Consider the following 18627-nt stretch of genomic DNA (forward strand, 5'->3'; position numbering starts at 1 on the left):
CCGGCTCCTTGTGCGGTTTAAAGTGAATTCAGGAACGCCAGCAGCGCGGCGCGCTGCTCGGCATTGAAGGTCAGTACGTGATCGCGCGCCGCCTGGGCCTCGCCACCGTGCCAGAGCACGGCTTCGAGCAGGTTGCGGGCGCGACCGTCGTGGAGGAACTGGCTGTGGCCGCTGACGGTTTCGCTCAGACCGATGCCCCACAGTGGCGGGGTGCGCCAGTCCTGGCCGTTGGCGGCGAACTCGGTGCGCTCGTCGCTCAGGCCCGGGCCCATGTCGTGCAGCAGCAGGTCGCTGTAGGGGCGGATTACCTGGCCGGCCAGTTCCGGCTCGGACGCATCGGCGGCGGTGGTGAACTGCGGCGTGTGGCAGCCCTGGCAGCCGGCCTGGTAGAACAGGTTCTTGCCCGCCAGCACCTGCGGCGCATCGACGTTGCGCCGCGCCGGTACGGCGAGGTTGCGGGTGTAGAAGGTGACCAGGCGCAGGATGTTGTCGCTGACTTCCTTCTCGCCACCCTGACCGTCGCCGTTGGGCGCGGCCAGGCAATCGACCTGCGCCGCGGTGCAGTCGTCCTTTGGCAGCAGGGTGGTGGTCAGGCCCATGTCGCCGGCGAAGGCGTGCACGTTCTGCTGGTTGACATTGGGCTGCCCGGCCTTCCAGCCGAAGCGGCCGACCACGGTCTTGCGCTGGGCATCGTCCCAGACCCGGTTGGCGCGGCCGCGGATGCCGTCGCGGTTGAGGTCGTCCGGGTCTTCGTTGGCCAGCAGGTCGGCCTCGGGGATGGCTTCGAGCAGGCCCAGGCCGATCATCGGCGGGGCGACCCGGGCCGAGAAACGGGTGTCCGGGTGCAGCGGGCCATAGCCGAGCTGGGTGATTTGCAGGGTCGGGCGGCGCAGTTCGACCTGGTGGCCGTCCTTGAAGGTGACGCTGTGGTTGTCGTAGCTCACCCGCACCTTGCCTTCCGGGGCCACGCCGGGAATGGCCATGTCCTGCAACTGGGTGCCGTAGACCGGTTCGGGGACCACGCCCAGGCGCTCGATCTCGCGGGCGTAGTAGGGCTGGTCGGGGATCGACAGGCGCACCAGCATCGACACCGCGTTGCTGTCGTCCGGCTCCGGCGGATGGCCGCGACCGTCGCGCACGTGGCAGTTCTGGCAGGCGTTGGTGTTGAACAACGGGCCGAGGCCATCGCGGGCGGTGGTGGTGGAGGGGGCGATCACCCAGGGGTTGCGAAAGAAGCTGTTGCCCACGGCGAAATCCAGGCGTCGCTCGGGGGTGAGATTGGCCGAGGGCAGCGAATAGGCGTTGCGGTCGCTGCGTTGCACCGTGGCCTTGCCGCCGGAGAGGGCTTCGCCGGGCTCGGCCTGAGTGAAACGCGGAGCGTCGTCACAGGCGGCGAGGGCGAGGGCCAGCAGCAGGGGGCTTAGGCGGAGCAAGGACATCGAGGATCCTGGGCATGGGCGAAAAACCGGCGTGCAAGCTTATCAGGCCAGGGATGTTTGAATAAGAGCAATTTGCAATTGCTGGATGAAATCGGTGTCAGCTGGCCTTATCGGCGAGGAGCAGCCTTGTGTTGCGAAAGGGGCGCGAAGCGGCCCAAGGATTTCGGTGTTGACGCAAAGATTGCTGGGGCCGCTTCGCGGCCCTTTCCGACCGGTCCGACGCCTCGGCAAGGCCGCTCCTACAGGGGACGGTGGTATTGCTGGAAAACAAAAAGGCGGCCCGAAGGCCGCCTCTGCTGAACCGCGACGCTGATCAGAACTCGTGATCGGCGGTATCCGGGTTCAGGTTGTCGATGCCCAGCTTGCCCGCGGCCTGCTCGATCGCGCCGGTCTGCTTGACCAGCGAGGCGATGGCGTCACGCACGATCTGGTTGCCGGCGGCGTTGTCGGCGGCGATCAGCTGGTCGTAGTGCTCGCCCTTGAGGGCGTGGTCGACGATCACCTGGATCTTGGCCTCGGTGGCTTCCAGGTCGGCCTTGAGGGTGGCGTCAGTGGCCGGGTCGGCCTTGGCCACCAGCGACGACAGGCTCGGGCCGCTCAGCTTGGTGCCGTCGACACGGGTGTACTCGCCCAGGTAGACGTTGCGGATGCCCTTGGCGTCGTAGAAGTGCGAGTAGTGGGTGTTGTCGCTGAAGCAGTCGTGCTCGTCTTCCGGCGAGTTGGCTTCCAGCGAGACCTTCATGCGCTCGCCGGCCAGTTCGCCCAGGGACAGGCTGCCCATGCCGAACAGCATCTTGCGCAGGCCGTCGTTGGCCGGCTCGCCTTCGAGGGTGGCGCGGTAGTTGTCGGCGACGTTCGGCGCCCAGTTGCCGACCATCTCTTCGAGGTCCTTGACCAGCAGGTCGGTGACCGCTTTCAGGTAGGCACGACGACGGTCGTTGTGGCCGCCCGTGGCGCCCTTGCCCTCCAGGTAGTCGGAAGCCGGACGGTTGCCAGCGCCCGGGCCGGTGCCATTGAGGTCCTGGCCCCAGAGCAGGAACTCGATGGCGTGGTAGCCGGTGGCGACGTTGGCCTCCGAGCCGCCCAGCTCGTTGAGGGTGGCGAGCTTCTCGGGGGTGATGTCCTTGACGTCGATCTTGTCTTCGCCGACCTGGATCTCGGTGTTGGCGATGATGTTGGCATTGGCCGCCGGGTTGCCCAGGGCGTGCTCGTAGCTCTTGTCGACGTAGTCGATCAGGCCTTCATCCAGGGGCCAGGCGTTCACCTGGCCTTCCCAGTCGTCGATGATGGTGTTGCCGAAGCGGAACACTTCGCTCTGCAGGTACGGCACGCGCGAGGCGACCCAGGCGTCACGGGCGGCCTTCAGGGTCTGGTCGTTGGGCTTGGCCAGGAACGCGTCGACGGCGGTCTGCAGTTGCTTGGCGGTGCTCAGCGAGTCGCTGTACACGGCATGGACCATGTCGGCGTAGTGCTTGACCACGGCCTTAGCGGCCGCTTCATCGACAGCCCCCGGCGCCGCGGCGGTGGTGCTGGCGGCGGCAGGTGCCTGGGCTTGCGGTGCGGCGGCCTTGTCGTCCTTGCCTTCGCCGCAACCGGCGAGAGCGATGGCGATGGCCAGCAGACTGGCGGAGGCCAGAGGCATTCGAATCATTGTTGGTTTCCTGCGTCGTGTGGTTGGACCAAGGGTGGACCGTGCGCCGTGGCACGCGAAACCGCCACATCATGCGAAAGATTTGCATTTGCTGTAAAGAGTCGGGCGCGCATTTCATGCAAACGCCCGTTCGCGGTGCATCGCCAAGATCGGCGGGGCTTACAGGGCGGAAACCTGGTTGCGTTGCGCCTGCTTGAGGAAACTGGTCAGTTCGCGCGCGGACAACGGCTTGCTGTAGTGGTAGCCCTGACCCTCGTGGCAGCCCTGGGCGATGATGTAGCTCTCCTGCTCGGCGGTCTCGACGCCTTCGGCGATCACCTGCATGCCCAGGCTCTTGCCCAGCTGGATGATGGCGCGAACGATGGTGGCGTCGTCGTCATCGTCGAGCAGGTCCTGGACGAAGCTCTTGTCGATCTTGATCTTGTCCAGCGGCAGCGACTTCAGGTAGCTGAGCGAGGAATAGCCGGTGCCGAAGTCGTCGATGGCGATCAAGGCGCCGGAGCGGCGCAGGCTCAGCAGGTGCTGGGCGGCGGTGCTGATGTCTTCCATCAGGCCGGTCTCGGTGACTTCCAGCTCCAGGCTGCGCGGCGGCAGACGGTAGGCCTGCAGCAGGTTGTTGACCACCCGCGGCAGCTCGTTGTGGTGCAGTTGCACGGTGGACAGGTTGACTGCCATGCGCAGTTCGCTGAAGCCCTGGTCATGCCATTCGCGCAGTTGCCGGCAGGCCTGGTCGAGCACCCATTCGCCGATGCTGATGATGCTGCCGTTCTGTTCGGCCAGGGGGATGAACTGGTCGGGCGGGACCATGCCCAGTTCCGGGTGCTGCCAGCGCAGCAGCGCCTCGACGCCGACCACACGGTGGTCGCGGTAGCTGATCTGCGGCTGGTACACCAGGTACAGCTGGTTGCGCGGCAGGGCTTCGCGCAGGTCTTTTTCCAGCTCGCGGCGGCGGCGCATCTCGCTGTCGACGCTGGCGATGTAGAACTGGTAGCGGTTGCGCGAGCGGGCCTTGGCCAGGGTCATGGTCTGTTCGGCCTTCTGCAGCAGCTTTTCGGTGCTGTCGCCGTCCTCGGGGAACAAGGTGATGCCGATGGTGGCACGCAGGCGGATCTGCTGGTGGTCGAGGTCGAAGGGCGCCTCGAGGTCGTCGAGGATGCTCTGGGCCAGTTCGGCGGCTTCGTAGGGCTGTTCGATGTTGGCCTGGACCAGGGCGAACTGGTCGCCACCCAGCCGCGCCAGGGCGCCGAGGCGGCCGCTGTGGGCGCGCAGGCGGTCGGCCAGGGCCAGCAGCAACTGGTCGCCGACCTGATAGCTGAACTGCTCGTTGATGCCCTTGAAATCGTCCAGGCCCACGCACAAGACGGCGACGCGGCGTTGCAGGCGGCCACCGTCGTCCAGGATTTTGTCCAGTTGTTGCTGTAACTGCTGGCGGTTGGGCAGACCGGTGAGGAAGTCGTACTGGGCCATGCGCTGCAGGCTGTTCTCGGCCTCGTGGCGCAGGTGGGTGTTGCGTTCGATGGAGGCCAGTAGCTGGTTGGCGGTGTTGACCCAGAGACCCAGCTCATTGCGCTCGTGGCCCTTGAGCTGCGGAATCTGGTGTTGGCTGGGGCGGTCGGGGTTTATCTGGGTCAGGTGGTCGATGATCTTCGACAGCGGTTTGGTCAGCAGCCAGTGGTACACCAGATACAGCACCAGGCCCATGGCCAGGGCGCGCAGCACGCCGGAGATGAAGATGATCACGGCGTTGATCAGGAAGTCCTCGCCGTAGGAAGAGGTGTCGAGGGTGATGCTCAGGTCGCCGTAGTACTCGCTGTACGGGCCACGGCCGACCAGCTGTGTGGTGTAGGTGCGCTCCTGGCCGAGGATCAGGTCGGTCAGCCAGCGCATGGACATGTCCTGCAGCGGCCGGGACTTTTCCGCCAGCATGGTTTCGTTGGGGTGACCGATGGAGGCCATGCGCACCGACTCGTCCTGGAACAGGCCCTCCATCACCTGCATGCCCATTTCCCGGTCGAGGCTGTACACCGCCTGGGTCGATGGGTCGCGGAACATGTCGAGGATGCGCTGGGCATCGTTGTTCACGGACTGGCGGGTCTTGTAGGCGTCATAGACGATCTGCGCACAGCTGAGTACGACGCCGACAGCCAGCGCCGAGAGCAGTACGACCCTCAGCAGCTTGACCGATAAGCTGTTTCGAAATTCCAGCTTCAATGGGGTTTCCTTAATCCATGCGCATGCCATTATTTTGCCATCAACCATGGCGGGAGACTATCGACCTGATACCCCGGCAGGCAACCTGTCCGTCGACGGAATTGCCCTTGGCTCTGTATCGGTCGAACGGTCATGCGACTTGAGTGCGCTGCGTCAACTTTCCAGAAGGTTGATGTTAGCGCGCTATGCGGTCTGAGCAAGAGCGCGCGGATCGGTTGCAAACATTTCTGTCAGGTATGTCGTTGCCGAATGCGACGGTGTCATGCCAGGCAACAAAAAACCCGGCACTCAGGCCGGGTCTTTTGCATTCAAGGCGAACAATCAGGCCTTGAAGGTCTTGCCTTCGAACTGCTCGGCAACGAAGGTCCAGTTGACCAGGTTCCAGAACGCCTCGACGTACTTCGGACGCAGGTTGCGGTAGTCGATGTAGTAGGCGTGTTCCCAGACGTCGCAGGTCAGCAGCGGGGTGTCGCCGCTGGTCAGCGGGCAGCCGGCGCCGATGGTGCTGGCCAGGGCCAGGGAGCCGTCGGCCTTCTTCACCAGCCAGCCCCAGCCGGAGCCGAAGGTGCCGACCGAAGTCTTGGTGAACTCTTCCTTGAACTTGTCGAACGAGCCGAAGGCGGCGGTGATGGCCTCGGCCAGGGCGCCGGTCGGTTGGCCGCCGCCGTTTGGCGACAGGCAGTTCCAGTAGAAGGTGTGGTTCCAGACTTGGGCTGCGTTGTTGAAGATGCCGCCCGAAGAGCTCTTGACGATCTCTTCCAGGGTCTTGCCTTCGAATTCGGTGCCTGGGACCAGGTTGTTCAGGTTCACGACATAGGTGTTGTGGTGCTTGTCGTGGTGGAACTCCAGGGTTTCCTTGGAGATGTGCGGCTGCAGGGCATCGTGGGCGTACGGCAGCGGCGGCAATTCAAAAGCCATGGTGGATCTCCTGATTCAGGTCTGTTTGCGGTTTGCGCCAGGCCTCACGGGTGGCCTGATGAGCGTCGGCGAGTTTGTACTCTTTGCGACGCGAGGGCTGGATCATAGCACCGGCCCGGGCGCTTAACCACGCAACATCTGTGGGGAATAGAGGTTCCAGAGCGGTTGGCGGGGGCCGACCGGCGGCCCCTTCCAGGCGATGCGCAATTCCTGTAGGAGCGGCCTTGTGCCGCGAAAGGGCTGCGTAGCGGCCCCAGGATTTCAGCGTGCATGCAAAGATCGCCGGGGCCGCGCTGCGGCCCTTTCCGGCCGGTCCGACGCCTCGGCAAGGCCGCTCCTACAGGGACGTGCGTCAGTTGAAGATCAACTGCGCCGCCACCGCGAACATCATCACCGCCACCATCAGGTCGAGCATGCGCCAGGTCGCCGGGCGTGCCAGCCACGGCGCCAGCCAGGCGGCGCCGATCGCGAGGGTCGAGAACCACACCAGCGAGGCACTGGCGGCGCCGGCTACATAGGCGCCGGGCACGGTCTGTTGGGCGCCGAGGGAGCCGATCAGCAGCACGGTGTCCAGGTACACATGGGGGTTGAGCAGGGTCACCGCCAGCGCGCTCAGCAACACCGCGCGGCGTGAGCGCATGCCCTGGCCTTCCCGGTGCTGCAGGCTCTGCTTGGAAAATGCGCTGCGCAGCGCCTTGGCGCCGTACCAGATCAGAAATACCGCGCCACCCCAGCGCGCCACGGCCAGCAGCGTGGGGTTGTGGGCCAGCACGGTGGCCAGGCCGAACACCCCGGCGGCGACCAGCAGCGCGTCGCAGACCACGCACAGCGCCGCCACCGGCAGGTGATGCTCGCGGCGCAGGCTCTGCGCCAGGACGAAGGCGTTCTGCGCGCCGATGGCCATGATCAGGCCGAAGGCCACCAGCATGCCGTTGAGATAGCTTTGCCACATAGCGGGAACACTCCACTGGCACCGATGCGGGCATCGGCGCGGATCAACAAGAAAGATGTGGCTATTGTGGCGGCTGCGACGGTATAAGAAAAACCAATAGAGCTGATCAGGCATTAGAGAAATCGATGTTCGACTACAAGCTGCTCGCCGCCCTTGCCGCGGTGATCGAACAAGGCGGTTTCGAGCGCGCCGCCCAGGTGCTGGGGCTGTCGCAATCGGCCATCTCGCAACGCATCAAGCTGCTTGAGGCGCGGGTCGGCCAGCCGGTACTGGTGCGCGCCACGCCACCGAGCCCGACCGAGGTCGGGCGGCAGTTGCTCAACCATGTGCAGCAGGTGCGCCTGCTCGAGCGCGACCTGCAGCGCCAGGTGCCGGCGCTGGACGAGGAGGGCATGCCCGAGCGCCTGCGCATCGCCCTCAACGCCGACAGCCTGGCGACCTGGTGGGCAGGTGCCGTGGGCGCTTTCTGCGCGCAGCAACAGGTCTTGCTCGATCTGGTGGTCGAGGACCAGGAAGTCGGACTCAAGCGCATGCGCGCGGGCGAGGTGGCGGCGTGCCTGTGTGGCAGCGAACGTCCCGTGGCCGGAGCGCGCAGCCTGCCTTTGGGGTCGATGCGCTACCGGGCGCTGGCCAGCCCCGCGTTCATGGCGCGCTACTTCCCCCAGGGCTTCGCGGTCGAGCGGTTGGCCCGTGCTCCGGCGATCGTGTTCGGGCCGGACGATTTTCTCCAGCATCGCTACCTGGCGTCGTTGGGCGTGCAGGACGGTTTTCTGCATCATCTGTGTCCCTCGTCCGAAGGTTTCCTGCGCATGACCGAGGCTGGCCTGGGCTGGGGGCTGGTACCGGAGCGGCAGGTGGCCGAACAGCTGGCCCGTGGCGAGTTGGTGGAAATCTGCGCCGATACCCCCATCGATGTGCCGCTGTACTGGCATCATTGGCGCAACGGCGGGCAGTTGCTCGCCCAGCTGACCGATCACCTGCGCCACTCGGCGCGGCACTGGCTGGTGCCCTTGTAGGCACATCGGGCGTCAGCTGCATCCGAAATCTGGCAAGGCGGAGTCTTACATGCGAATTCTGGTCACCGGCGCGAGCGGCTTCATCGGCGGGCGCTTTGCGCGCTTCGCCCTGGAGCAGGGCCTGGAGGTGCGGGTCAATGGCCGGCGGGCGGAGGGCGTGGAGCACCTGGTCAAGCGCGGGGCGCAGTTCATCCCGGGCGACCTGGGCGACGCCGAGCTGGCCCGGCGCCTGTGCCAGGGTGTGGACGCGGTGGTGCACTGCGCCGGCGCCGTGGGCACCTGGGGCCGCTACCAGGACTTCCATCAGGGCAACGTGGTGCTGACCGAGAACGTGGTCGAGGGCTGCATCAAGGAGCATGTGCGGCGCCTGGTGCACCTGTCGTCGCCGTCGATCTACTTCACCGGCCGTTCACGCCTGGATATCCGCGAGGACCAGGTACCGCGCCGCTTCCATGACCATTACGCGCTGACCAAGCACCTGGCCGAGCAGAAAGTGTTCGGCGCCCAGGAGTTCGGCCTGGAAGTGCTGGCGCTGCGCCCGCGCTTCGTCACCGGTGCCGGCGACGCGAGCATTTTCCCGCGGCTGATGCGCATGCAGGCCAAGGGGCGCGTGGCGATCATCGGCAATGGCCTGAACAAGGTCGACTTCACCAGTGTGCACAACCTCAACGAGGCGTTGCTCGGCTCGTTGTTCGCCGAGGAGCAGGCGCTCGGTCAGGCCTACAACATCAGCAACGGTCAGCCCTTGCCGCTGTGGGACGTGGTCAACTACGTGATGCGTCGCATGCAACTGCCACAGGTCACCCGCTACCGCTCCCCCAGCCTGGCCTATGGCCTGGCCGCGCTCAACGAGGCCGCCTGCCTGCTCTGGCCCGGGCGCCCTCAGCCGACCCTCAGCCGCACGGCGGTGCAGGTGATGAGCAGCGATTTCACCCTGGATATCAGCCGTGCCCGCCAGTACCTCGACTACCGACCCAAGGCCGATGTGTGGTCCGCGCTGGATGAATTCTGTGGCTGGTGGCAGGCGCAGGCCGGGCAACGCTGAACCTGTGGGCGGGATGATGGTCATCAGTGCGCCGCCCAGGCGGTTTATACTCATGTCTCTTTGCTACCACCGCGGTTGAATGCACCCATGCGTAATGACGCCCACGATGATTTTGACGATGTGCCCACCCTGCGTGCCGGCACCCCTGATGACGATGAACTGCTGCCCGCCCATGTAGCCCGCAGCCGCCAGAAGGCAGCGCGCCCACGCAGCAACGGCCCGCTGTGGGCCTTGCTCGGCGCCTCGTTCATCGCCCTGGGCGGGCTTGGCTGGTGGAGCTTCCAGCAGATCACCCTGATGGAGCAGCAACTGGTCGCGACCCAGGAAAGCTTTGCCCGCATCAGCGAGGAAGCGGCCGGGCGGCTGCAGGCGATCAGCGGCAAGGTCGATGCCAGCGAGTCCAGCAACAGCACCGGCAGCGAGGCGTTGAAGCTGCAGATCCGCCAGTTGCAGGCCTCGTTGGCCGAGCAGGACAAGCAGCAGCAGGGCGTCGCCGGGCAGGCAGGGGACCTGGGCAAGCGCCTGGAACAGGTGCTGGCCGACACCCGCGAGCAGCAGAAGGCGGTGACCGAATTGCAGGGCCAGCTGCAGGCACAGCTCAAGGCGGTCAATGCCGAGCTGGCGGCGCTGAAGTCGGGTCAGGTGGATGGCGGTAAGCTGGATGGTCAGCTCAAGAGCCTGAGCACTGAAGTGGCGGCGCTGAAGAAGCAGGGCAATCCGAGCGCGGCGATCGAGAGCCTGGAGCAGGATGTGCTGGTGCTGAAGAGTCAGGTGGATAACCGACCGGCGGCGGCCGGCGGAGCCTCGGTGCAGGAGTTCGATGCCTTCCGTGGTCAGGTGACCCGCAACATCAGCACCCTGCAAAGCCAGATCCAGAACTTGCAGCAGCAGATCAACGCACGGCCTTGATTCGTTCTTCCACGAGGGCATTGCTGAAGTTTGATATTGATAGCAACAATCATTTAGAGAGTGTCAAGGCGCCGGGTACTTCGTATCAGGCGCCTTTGTTTTTTCCTCTGCAAACCAGCGACATCCGTTTTTGACAAGCTCCGTGCGCGTGGCCACCTAGCATTTTTGTCAGGTGTCGTAATTGCTCGAGTTTGTTAATTCTAATGCCCAACAGTGCGAGCCATTGCCTGCTCAGGATCAGGGTGTACGTCTGTCCGGATCCGTTTATTCATGCAAGTAAACCAGTTTGGGAGCGTGTCATGAACACACCTGTTTCCCCTCCGCAGGGCGGTCAACTACGCCGGTCGGCAGGTAAGCGTTCCGTCGTGATTTCACCTCAGGGTGGTGTCCATGGGTTCAATGAATTGATTGTTGACGGCTTGGTCGACGATGGATACGACACGCCTCCTGAGTTGGTGGCAAATTCTGGACAGCCTTTGCAAACGAGGGTGCCTTGGTGGGATGAGATCGAAGAATATTTCGTCATCACACTGATCTGGAATGGAATCAACCTGCTTGATGCGGATGGTGTTTCCTACGAGGTGGAGCTTGATGATGTATTGAACCCCGACTTCGAATGTCCGCTCGAAGTGCCAGTGAGATATCTGGATCAGGTTGAAGAAGGTACCGATCAAACGTTCGAGCTGGGGTTTGCCGTAAGGCAGGGGTTCGGGAACAACTGGGACTACAGCGCCACACGCAGAATTCGTGTCGACAAACTTCCCCCAGGCGGTAACCCGGGCACCATGGCCAAGCTTGAGTTCCCAACCGAGATTGAGGTCAGGGGGCGTATCCTGGTCACAGATTTCAATGCGAGCGACGAACTAAGAATCGAGGCCAAGGGTTACGTCGCGCAGGAGCGTGGTGACAAGATCGTGGTGACCATGAGCGATGGCACCACTACGGAAACGGCGGGCCCGTTCGAAGTGCTCAGCAGCAGGGACCCGACCCCCCTGTTGCTGCCTCTGGCCAAACTGCAGGCGCTGGCGGACGAAACGCCGATCACCTTTACTTATCAGTCTACCGACCGAGCCGACAACGTTTCGATCGTTTCCGTGCCCCACAATTCTCTCTCCTTGCTGTTACGGGATATTCCTCCTGTCTTGGATACACCCAAGGTGCCGGGATTCGATCAGACTACGGATCCTTTGGTGCTCGACGAAGATGCCCGTGCCGGCATCAAAGTCGTAATTCCTCCCGTCACCGGTGTCCGCCTTGGCGACAAAATTGTCGTGCTGTGGGGCGCGCAGCGGTCTGAAGAGCATGAAGTGGACGTGGTGCCAACACCTCCGGATCCACTGATGGAGATCATGCTGCTTTATCCGCTCACCAGTCAGGGGCCGGCGCAAGGAGATGTATCGGTCAGCTACGAGTTGTGGCGTAGCGGTAGCAAGATTGGTACATCGGCTGGCAGCGCGACGGTCAAGGTCGATCTGCGCTTGCCGGGTGGGCCCGACCCTGATCCAGGGCTCCCGTGGCACGGTAACCTGGTGAAGGCGCAGATCATCGGTGATGTATCGGGCCAGGCCAACATTCTGACACCTGAGGATGTGGCGACCGGTGCAATCTTGACCATCCCCTGGAAGGCAGCCGATGGCACTGATGTGCTGGCCGAAGGCGACAAGCTGCAGCTGGTATGGGGGACAAGATTTTTCGATCTTGATCCCGTGTCCAATGTCGAAGCGACGGCCGCGGCCCCTATCACCCGCAAGGTGCTTCCCGCCTGGCTGGCAAGCGAACCCAGCGGCGATGTGCAAATGGCCTACACCGTCACCCGGGCGGTTGGCGATGGCGCCAGGGACAACGACAAGCTCCAGTTGGTCTGGGGAGCAAGAACCTACGACCTTGCGTCGGTGCTCGGCGCCAAGGCGTCGATCCTGTCCGAGGTCATCCGGCTGGTTCTTTCCGCATGGCGACCAACCGTCCCGCCGACACCTGATGCCGCCGGTGAGGAAAACACAGCGCTTTCGCCACCCGAATCGGTCAAGGTCGTGCGTGGGTTGGACCTGCCGGGTGAGGGCGTTGATCTGACCCCGCTCAAGTTCACCGATCTGAACCAGTACGGGGCGATTGACAAGGATCTTGCGGCGCGTGACCTGCCAGTACGCATCTGGCTCTACAGCAATGCCCAGAAGAACGACCAGTTGGTGGTCCATCTCGCCGCCGACGATCGTCAGCGGCCGCCGCCAGGAAACCCGATTCCTGAAGCGCAATGGGACTTGCCACTCATCAGGATCGAAGAGCATCACCTCGAGGCCCGTGATCCTGGGGACCCGAACGACCCTGGCTTCGGTTTTGTCGAGCTGTCGATCGAGCGACGGTGGGCCTTCATCGTCTGCACTGGTGCTGCGACGGTCGAGTACACGGCGACGAACAAGCACGGCGAAAAAAGGTCCGGCCACATTCGTGTCCCGGTGGCCGTGAAGTTGCCTAGCGAACCCTCCTGCCTGGTGCCTTGACGTTCTGGTTGATCGCCTGTCGCCCGGGCGCGTGTTGCCAATGCGTGAGGGTGGCAGGCGGTTATCGGGGCAAACCTGATGCGCCAGGAATGTGAACGCGCGCATCACTGATGCAAAGCCAGAGAGAGTAAGCAAATGTCAGGTCTGAAGGATTTCGATGTCTGCGCCTTGCTGGATGATGGTTATGACGAGGTGCCGGAGTTGCTTCCTGTCGACAGGCAAGCCGATACGCTTGAGGTCAGTGTCCCCGCATGGTCGGGCATTCTCCCCTACGACACGATTGCCTTGACTTGGGGGACCGAGCGTCTTGACGCTACGCCGGGTGCTTTTCATGAAGTCTCGGAGAAGGAAGCCGATAACCCCGATCACAGGTTCCTGTTGTATCTACCCGCCAGCAGTTGGGGGGCGGTGGGAGATGGCGAGGAGGCTCGGTTCAGCCTGGGCTACGATGTAAAACCGGAATTCAGCGACCTATGGGAACAGGGGCCGCGCCGGTGGGTTCGCATCGACAAGCAGGCACCGGGAGGGGCACCTGGGGCGCTGGGCAGGCTGGTTTTCCCCGAGGCGCTGGAGGAGAGGGGGCATATCCTCGAATCCGACTTCACTGAAGGCGTGCTGCAGGTGGAGGTCAGCGGTTACGACGGCAAGCAGCTCGGTGACCGGATCGAGGTGACCGTGACGGACGGCGTGGTAACGGCGAGCGCTGGCCAAACCACGGTCGCCAGTGCCAGTGAGTCCACCCCCGTGGACCTGCGCCTGGACGCGTTGCAAAAACTGTTTGAAGGGGTACGGATCACGTTTACCTACCAGGTGACGGACAGGGCAGGCAACGTCTCCGAAGTGTCTTTGCCCCACAACACCCTCAAACTGCAGCTCACGCCGTTTCTGGATCCTCCCCGGGTGGAGGGCGTCAATGACGACAATGAACTGGACTTCAATGCCCTGGAGGGTGGGGTGGTCGGCGTCGTTATCGATCCCGACGACAGCTGGCAGCCCGAAACCTCGCTGTTTTTGCTGTGGACAGGCATGGCCGCCAACGGTGATGAGTTGCTGCCCGTCGTCAAGCGCCATGATCTGGAACCGATCGACCTCGAGAAGGGGGTCAGGTTCGAGTTGGAAAACGTCCATGCCGCCGCTGTACTGCAGGGCAGTGCCACGCTGGTCTATCGACTGGCCAGCACGCCAAGGCGTCACTCGAAACCCGTTACGATTTCCATCATTGGCACCCTTGAGCTCGAGGCCCCCAGCCTGGATGGAGTGGATGGATCCTGGCTGGACCCTGAGGCGCTGCCGGAGGAGGGTGTCACGGTACGCATTGCCGCCTATGAGCACATGGCGTTGGGGGACCGGGTACTGCTGAAGTGGAAGGGGACCACTGGCGGAGGGGATGCCAGTGACGATGAATGGGATATCGAGGTCAAGGCGCTGGCGGATGTCGAGCACCTGGTCGACAAGGATCATGTGCTGGCGCTGCGGGGCGGGACGCTCGAATTGTCCTATACCGTGATCTCCGTGGGCGGAGCTGCCTCCCCGTCGCCATCCAGGGACTGGCGCATACCTAACCTTCTGCGTCGGCCCGAGGTCGAAAAGGCCTTTGGTGACGATCTCGACCAGTTGGACTTCCAGCGTGACTTCATCGACGCCACCCATGTGAAAGTCACCGTGGCCAAGTACCCCGATATGACTGGGGACGAGGTCGCGGTCCTTTGGATGGGCACGTTCACCTATCAATCGCCTTGGCTGCAGGTATCGACGGCGGACGACCTGGTGTTCGAAATACCCCGGGCGGTACTGATGGATGCGATCGGCAAGACAGTGTCCATCAGCTACATCGTCAAGCGTGAGGAGGAGGAAACGTCGGATGTTCTCGAACTGACAGTCCTGCCTCAACAGCTGGAGATGCAGGCGCCAGTCTACATGTCGTTTGGCGGGGAGGAGCCGAAGTTCTCGCTCCGTTACGACGGTATCGAGGCCGGGGATGTCGTCGAGATTTACTGGCAGGTCGATCAGGGTGAATTGCGCGAAGACAGTCGGACCGTGTACCCGGACGGTCAATATCGCCTTGTGCTTCTCGACCAGGGCTGGATTGAACAGGACAAGGGCAAAACGGTTTACACCAATTACTCCATCTTGGGAGAGGGGGGGCGGAGGCAGTTCTCTCCTGTATTGCGCTTCGAGCCCAGAGCTTACCGGCAACGCTCATTTGGCAGTGTTATCCGAGGCATCTACGGAAAATTCCTACATAAGATTTCGAGCTTTCTGTCGAGACTGTGACCTGTTTTCTCGGTGCCGAGGTACCCGAGCAGCGTTCAAGTTGATGACGACGAGTAGGAGAGCAATGTGAAACCCCCGATTTCTAGTGTCCCTTTGAGTGTTGCGCTGGGCATGGTTGCCGCCTTGTCCGGTACCGATCTGGCCGAGGCCAAGGTGCTGGATAACGAGAGCGAGACGGTCAGTACCCCGGTGGCGGACAATTACGAGCTGAGAAATGGTTCGAGCCTGGAGGTCACCGCAGGTGGCAGCACCTACGGAATCATCGCTCGCAGTGGTTCGACAGTCGTGGTCGATGGCGGTCAAGTGAATGCTCTGGGGAATCAGACAGGCATAATCGTGGAGGATGGCACCCACGCCACGCTCAAAGGGGCGACCGTGACCAGCCTGGGCGCGGGGTTCGGGGTTTCGAGCCTCGGCAACTCGACCCTGAGCGCTGAGGGTAGTTCGATTACCGGCCAGACAGGCGCGTCGCTTTCCCAAGGGGGGCGCCTCGACATCGTGGGCGGTAGCCTCACAGGCCATACCCGGGCGGGCGCTTTCGTCACCGGCTCCACCCTCAATGCCTCCGGTGGTGTCAGGATCACTGGCGAGACCAATGGCCTGCAACTGCGTCAGGAGTCGGTGGCCAATGGCGGTGGCGGTTCGCAGGTGACCTTGGATGGAGCGATCGTCGAGGGGAAAACCCGGAGTGCCCTTCTGGTGAGTGCGGGTAGCGGCGGGTCGAAGGGCACGGCAACCATCCTGGTGGCCAACGGCAGCCAGTTGATCGGCGGTAACGGCACTATCCTCGAGGTTGTCGGAGGCATGACTGCCGACTTCACCGTCGACGACAGCCAACTGAAGGGCGACGTGGTGGTCGAAGCCGGCAGCACCGCCAATCTGCTGTTGCAGAACAATGCCTCGTTGCGGGGCAACCTGGTCAATGTGCAGAGCCTGGATCTGAACAGCGGTGGTCGCTGGATCCTGACGCAGGATGGCGAGGTCGGCGACCTGACGCTCGACAATGGCAGGGTCGATTTCACTGACAGGGATACTGTTGCGGGCTTCAAGACCCTGACAGTCGACAGCCTCAGCGGCTCCGGCGTGTTCGTGATGGATGTCGACCTGGCCAATGGCACTGGTGACCTGCTCAAGGTCACCGGCGCAGCCGCAGGCGATCATCAACTGAGCATCGCCAGTACTGGCGCCGACCCGATCGAGGGGCAGGCTCCGCACCGTGTCGTCGAGACCGGCGGTGGCGATGCGACCTTCGGCCTGCTGCACGCTATCGATTTCGGTACCTTCACCTACACCCTGGAAAAGGGCGAAGGCGAGGACAACTGGTATCTGGTGCAGAAACTCGACGACGACGGCAAGCCGATCGTGACGCCGGGCGCCCGCGCGGTGCTGGGCATGTTCAGTGCCGCGCCGACCGTCTGGTATGGCGAGCTGTCGTCGTTGCGCAGCCGCATGGGTGAGTTACGCCTGGGGCAAGGGCAAGGCTTGTGGATGCGCAGCTATGGCAATCGCTACAACCTGTCGGCCGGCAATGCCGTGGCCTATCAGCAGGACCAGAATGGGGTGAGTTTTGGTGCCGACGGCGCGTTGCCCGGCTACGATGGCCACTGGCTACTCGGGGTGATGGGCGGTTACAGCGAGTCCGACCTGGACTTCAGCCTCGGTTCGTCAGGCAAGGTCAAGAGCTACTACGTCGGCGCTTACAGCAGTTGGATGGCCGACAGCGGCTATTACATCGACGCGGTGCTCAAGTACAACCGCTTGCGTAACCGCAACGATGTGGTGATGAGCGATGGCCAGCGCACCAAGGGCGAGTACCACAACGATGGCCTGGGGGCCTCGGTGGAGGGGGGCCGGCACTTCAAGCTGGAGGATGGCTGGTATGTGGAGCCGTTCACCCAGCTGTCCACGCTGTGGGTCGATGATGACAGCTACACGCTGGACAATGGCATGCGCGCCCAGAGCGATGGCGCCAACTCGGTGCTCGGCAAGGTCGGTGCCCAGGTAGGGCGCAGCCTGGCGCTGGACAACGGCGCCATCCTGCAGCCCTATCTGAAAGTCGCGGCGGCCCATGAGTTCATCAGTAGCAACAAGGTGAAGATCAACGACAACCACTTTACCAACGACCTGTCCGGTACCCGTGGCGAGTTGGCCGTGGGCCTGGTGGCGCAGGTGTCCGAGGTGCTGCAACTGCATGGCGAGTTCCAGTACAGCAATGGCGAGCACATCGAGCAGCCGTACGGGGTCAACCTGGGCTTGCGTTACAACTTCTGATCGCTTGCAACAGCCTACATCCGCGGATAATCGATATACCCCACCGGCCCCCTGGCATAGAAGGTCTCCGGACGCGGCGCATTGAGCGGCGCATCGGCGGCCAGGCGTGCGGGCAGGTCGGGGTTGGCGATGAACGGGATGCCGAAGGCCACCGCATCGGCCTTGCCGCTGGCCAGGGCCGCGTTGGCGCTGGCCTTGTCGAAGCGCTCGTTGACGATGTAGGGGCCGCCGAACGCCGCCTTGATCAGCGGGCCGATGCTGTCGTCGGTTTCCTTCTCCCGCGAGCAGATGAAGGCGATGCCACGCTTGCCCAGCTCCCGTGCCACGTAGGTGAAGGTCTCGGCACGGTCGGCGTCGCCCATGTCGTGGGCATCGGCCCGTGGCGCCAGGTGCACGCCCACCCGGCCCGGGCCCCACACCTCGATGGCGGCGTCGGTGACTTCCAGCAGCAACCGTGCGCGGTTCTCCAATGAGCCGCCATAGCGGTCGGTGCGCTGGTTGGTGCTGCTCTGCAGGAACTGGTCGAGCAGGTAGCCGTTGGCGCCGTGGATCTCCACGCCGTCGAAGCCGGCGGCCTTGGCGTTTTCGGCGCCGCTGCGGTAGGCCTCGACGATATCGGCGATCTCTTCGCTTTCCAGGGCCCGTGGGGTCGGGTAGTCGCTCTGAGGGCGCACCAGGCTGACATGGCCCTTGGGCTGGATCGCGCTGGGAGCCACCGGCAGCTCGCCGTTCAGGTAGGACGGGTGGGAGATGCGCCCGACATGCCACAGCTGCAGGAATATCCGCCCGCCGGCGCCGTGGATGGCCTTGGTCACGTTGTGCCAGCCGCGCACCTGCTGGTCGTTCCAGATCCCGGGGGTATCCGGATAACCGACGCCCATCGGCGTGACCGAGGTTGCCTCGCTGAGGATCAGGCCGGCGCTGGCGCGCTGCACGTAGTACTCGGCCATCAGCGCGTTGGGCACGCGGCCTTCGTCGGCGCGGCAACGGGTCAGCGGGGCCATGATGATGCGGTTGGGCAGTTCCAGGTCGCCCAGGGTGATCGGGTCGAATAGCGTAGTCATGTGCGAAGCCTCGCGTGGATCAGGTCAGAGCTCTTGGCTCATTTGCTCGAGGAACGCCTTGATGGTCGCCTCGTTGCGTTTGAAGAAATGCCACTGGCCGATCTTCTGGCTGCTGATCAGGCCGGCGCGCTGCAGGGTGGCCAGGTGGGCGGAGACGGTCGACTGCGACAGGCCGCAGCGTTGATCGATCTGCCCGGCACACACACCGTGCTCGGTGCTGTGGTGCTGGTCGGGGAACTGCGCGGCCGGATCTTTCAGCCAGTTGAGGATGTCTCGCCGGACCGGGTGGGCCAGGGCTTTTATGATTTCGTCGAGATCGAGGGGCATGGTTGGCTCGTGGTGTACAGCGGTATATCGCGATGGGGCGAAATATAAATCG

The 18627-nt window shown here is 63.5% G+C and carries 13 protein-coding genes; 6 read left to right on the plus strand and 7 right to left on the minus strand.

The genetic code is table 11. The features are described from left to right. Positions 1-17: 17 nt before the first annotated feature. The 5 genes from V0R62_RS04005 to V0R62_RS04025 form a co-directional block, all read right to left on the minus strand. Positions 18-1439: a di-heme oxidoreductase family protein gene (locus V0R62_RS04005; protein WP_330102853.1), complete on the minus strand. Its 1422-nt coding sequence runs from the start codon at positions 1437-1439 to the stop codon at positions 18-20. 313 nt (positions 1440-1752) lie between these two features. After that, positions 1753-3090 carry an imelysin family protein gene (locus V0R62_RS04010; protein WP_050703879.1) on the minus strand — a complete coding sequence of 446 codons (1338 nt, stop codon included), beginning with the start codon at positions 3088-3090 and terminating at the stop codon, positions 1753-1755. 159 nt (positions 3091-3249) lie between these two features. Further along, positions 3250-5301 (minus strand): putative bifunctional diguanylate cyclase/phosphodiesterase, encoded by a 2052-nt coding sequence (locus V0R62_RS04015; protein WP_050703880.1) that lies wholly within the window; start codon positions 5299-5301, stop codon positions 3250-3252. Between the two features lie 321 nt (positions 5302-5622). Then, positions 5623-6219, minus strand: a complete 597-nt coding sequence (locus V0R62_RS04020) for a superoxide dismutase (protein ID WP_050703881.1) — start codon at positions 6217-6219, stop codon at positions 5623-5625. A gap of 352 nt (positions 6220-6571) precedes the next feature. Then, positions 6572-7171: a LysE/ArgO family amino acid transporter gene (locus V0R62_RS04025; RefSeq protein ID WP_062572928.1), complete on the minus strand. Its 600-nt coding sequence runs from the start codon at positions 7169-7171 to the stop codon at positions 6572-6574. Positions 7172-7296: 125 nt separating this feature from the next. Here V0R62_RS04025 and V0R62_RS04030 point away from each other — a divergent pair, with 125 nt between their 5' ends. From V0R62_RS04030 to V0R62_RS04055, 6 genes are all read left to right on the plus strand, one after another. Continuing rightward, positions 7297-8187 (plus strand): LysR family transcriptional regulator ArgP, encoded by an 891-nt coding sequence (locus V0R62_RS04030; RefSeq protein WP_330102854.1) that lies wholly within the window; start codon positions 7297-7299, stop codon positions 8185-8187. A gap of 49 nt (positions 8188-8236) precedes the next feature. Continuing rightward, positions 8237-9232, plus strand: coding sequence for an NAD-dependent epimerase/dehydratase family protein (locus tag V0R62_RS04035; RefSeq protein ID WP_330102855.1), 996 nt, complete (start codon positions 8237-8239; stop codon positions 9230-9232). A gap of 87 nt (positions 9233-9319) precedes the next feature. Next, entirely contained in the window at positions 9320-10141 is an 822-nt protein-coding gene (locus tag V0R62_RS04040) for an ATPase (protein ID WP_330102856.1), read from the plus strand. Positions 10142-10440: 299 nt separating this feature from the next. Beyond that, complete coding sequence (locus V0R62_RS04045; protein WP_330102857.1) at positions 10441-12639, plus strand: hypothetical protein; 2199 nt, start codon at positions 10441-10443, stop codon at positions 12637-12639. Between the two features lie 135 nt (positions 12640-12774). After that, complete coding sequence (locus tag V0R62_RS04050; protein ID WP_330102858.1) at positions 12775-14913, plus strand: hypothetical protein; 2139 nt, start codon at positions 12775-12777, stop codon at positions 14911-14913. A 123-nt stretch (positions 14914-15036) separates the two neighbouring features. Next, entirely contained in the window at positions 15037-17184 is a 2148-nt protein-coding gene (locus V0R62_RS04055; protein WP_330102859.1) for an autotransporter outer membrane beta-barrel domain-containing protein, read from the plus strand. Positions 17185-17198: 14 nt separating this feature from the next. Here V0R62_RS04055 and V0R62_RS04060 read toward each other — a convergent pair whose 3' ends face one another. After that, on the minus strand, positions 17199-18248 hold the full coding sequence (locus tag V0R62_RS04060; protein ID WP_330102860.1) for an alkene reductase: 1050 nt from the start codon (positions 18246-18248) through the stop codon (positions 17199-17201). A gap of 24 nt (positions 18249-18272) precedes the next feature. Continuing rightward, the gene (locus tag V0R62_RS04065) at positions 18273-18575 is read right to left on the minus strand and encodes an ArsR/SmtB family transcription factor (RefSeq protein WP_084941921.1); all 303 of its coding nucleotides are present in this window, start codon (positions 18573-18575) and stop codon (positions 18273-18275) included. Positions 18576-18627: the final 52 nt, after the last annotated feature.

The sequence above is a fragment of the Pseudomonas carassii genome, assembly GCF_036324045.1.
GTDB lineage: Bacteria > Pseudomonadota > Gammaproteobacteria > Pseudomonadales > Pseudomonadaceae > Aquipseudomonas > Aquipseudomonas peradeniyensis.

Coding starts and splice junctions, on each gene's coding strand:
- V0R62_RS04045 (WP_330102857.1), top strand. CDS start 10,441: ATGAACACACCTGTTTCCCCTCCGCAGGGCGGTCAACTACGCCGGTCG.
- V0R62_RS04005 (WP_330102853.1), bottom strand. CDS start 1,439: ATGTCCTTGCTCCGCCTAAGCCCCCTGCTGCTGGCCCTCGCCCTCGCC.
- V0R62_RS04040 (WP_330102856.1), top strand. CDS start 9,320: ATGCGTAATGACGCCCACGATGATTTTGACGATGTGCCCACCCTGCGT.
- V0R62_RS04035 (WP_330102855.1), top strand. CDS start 8,237: ATGCGAATTCTGGTCACCGGCGCGAGCGGCTTCATCGGCGGGCGCTTT.
- V0R62_RS04050 (WP_330102858.1), top strand. CDS start 12,775: ATGTCAGGTCTGAAGGATTTCGATGTCTGCGCCTTGCTGGATGATGGT.
- V0R62_RS04010 (WP_050703879.1), bottom strand. CDS start 3,090: ATGATTCGAATGCCTCTGGCCTCCGCCAGTCTGCTGGCCATCGCCATC.
- V0R62_RS04030 (WP_330102854.1), top strand. CDS start 7,297: ATGTTCGACTACAAGCTGCTCGCCGCCCTTGCCGCGGTGATCGAACAA.
- V0R62_RS04060 (WP_330102860.1), bottom strand. CDS start 18,248: ATGACTACGCTATTCGACCCGATCACCCTGGGCGACCTGGAACTGCCC.
- V0R62_RS04065 (WP_084941921.1), bottom strand. CDS start 18,575: ATGCCCCTCGATCTCGACGAAATCATAAAAGCCCTGGCCCACCCGGTC.
- V0R62_RS04020 (WP_050703881.1), bottom strand. CDS start 6,219: ATGGCTTTTGAATTGCCGCCGCTGCCGTACGCCCACGATGCCCTGCAG.
- V0R62_RS04025 (WP_062572928.1), bottom strand. CDS start 7,171: ATGTGGCAAAGCTATCTCAACGGCATGCTGGTGGCCTTCGGCCTGATC.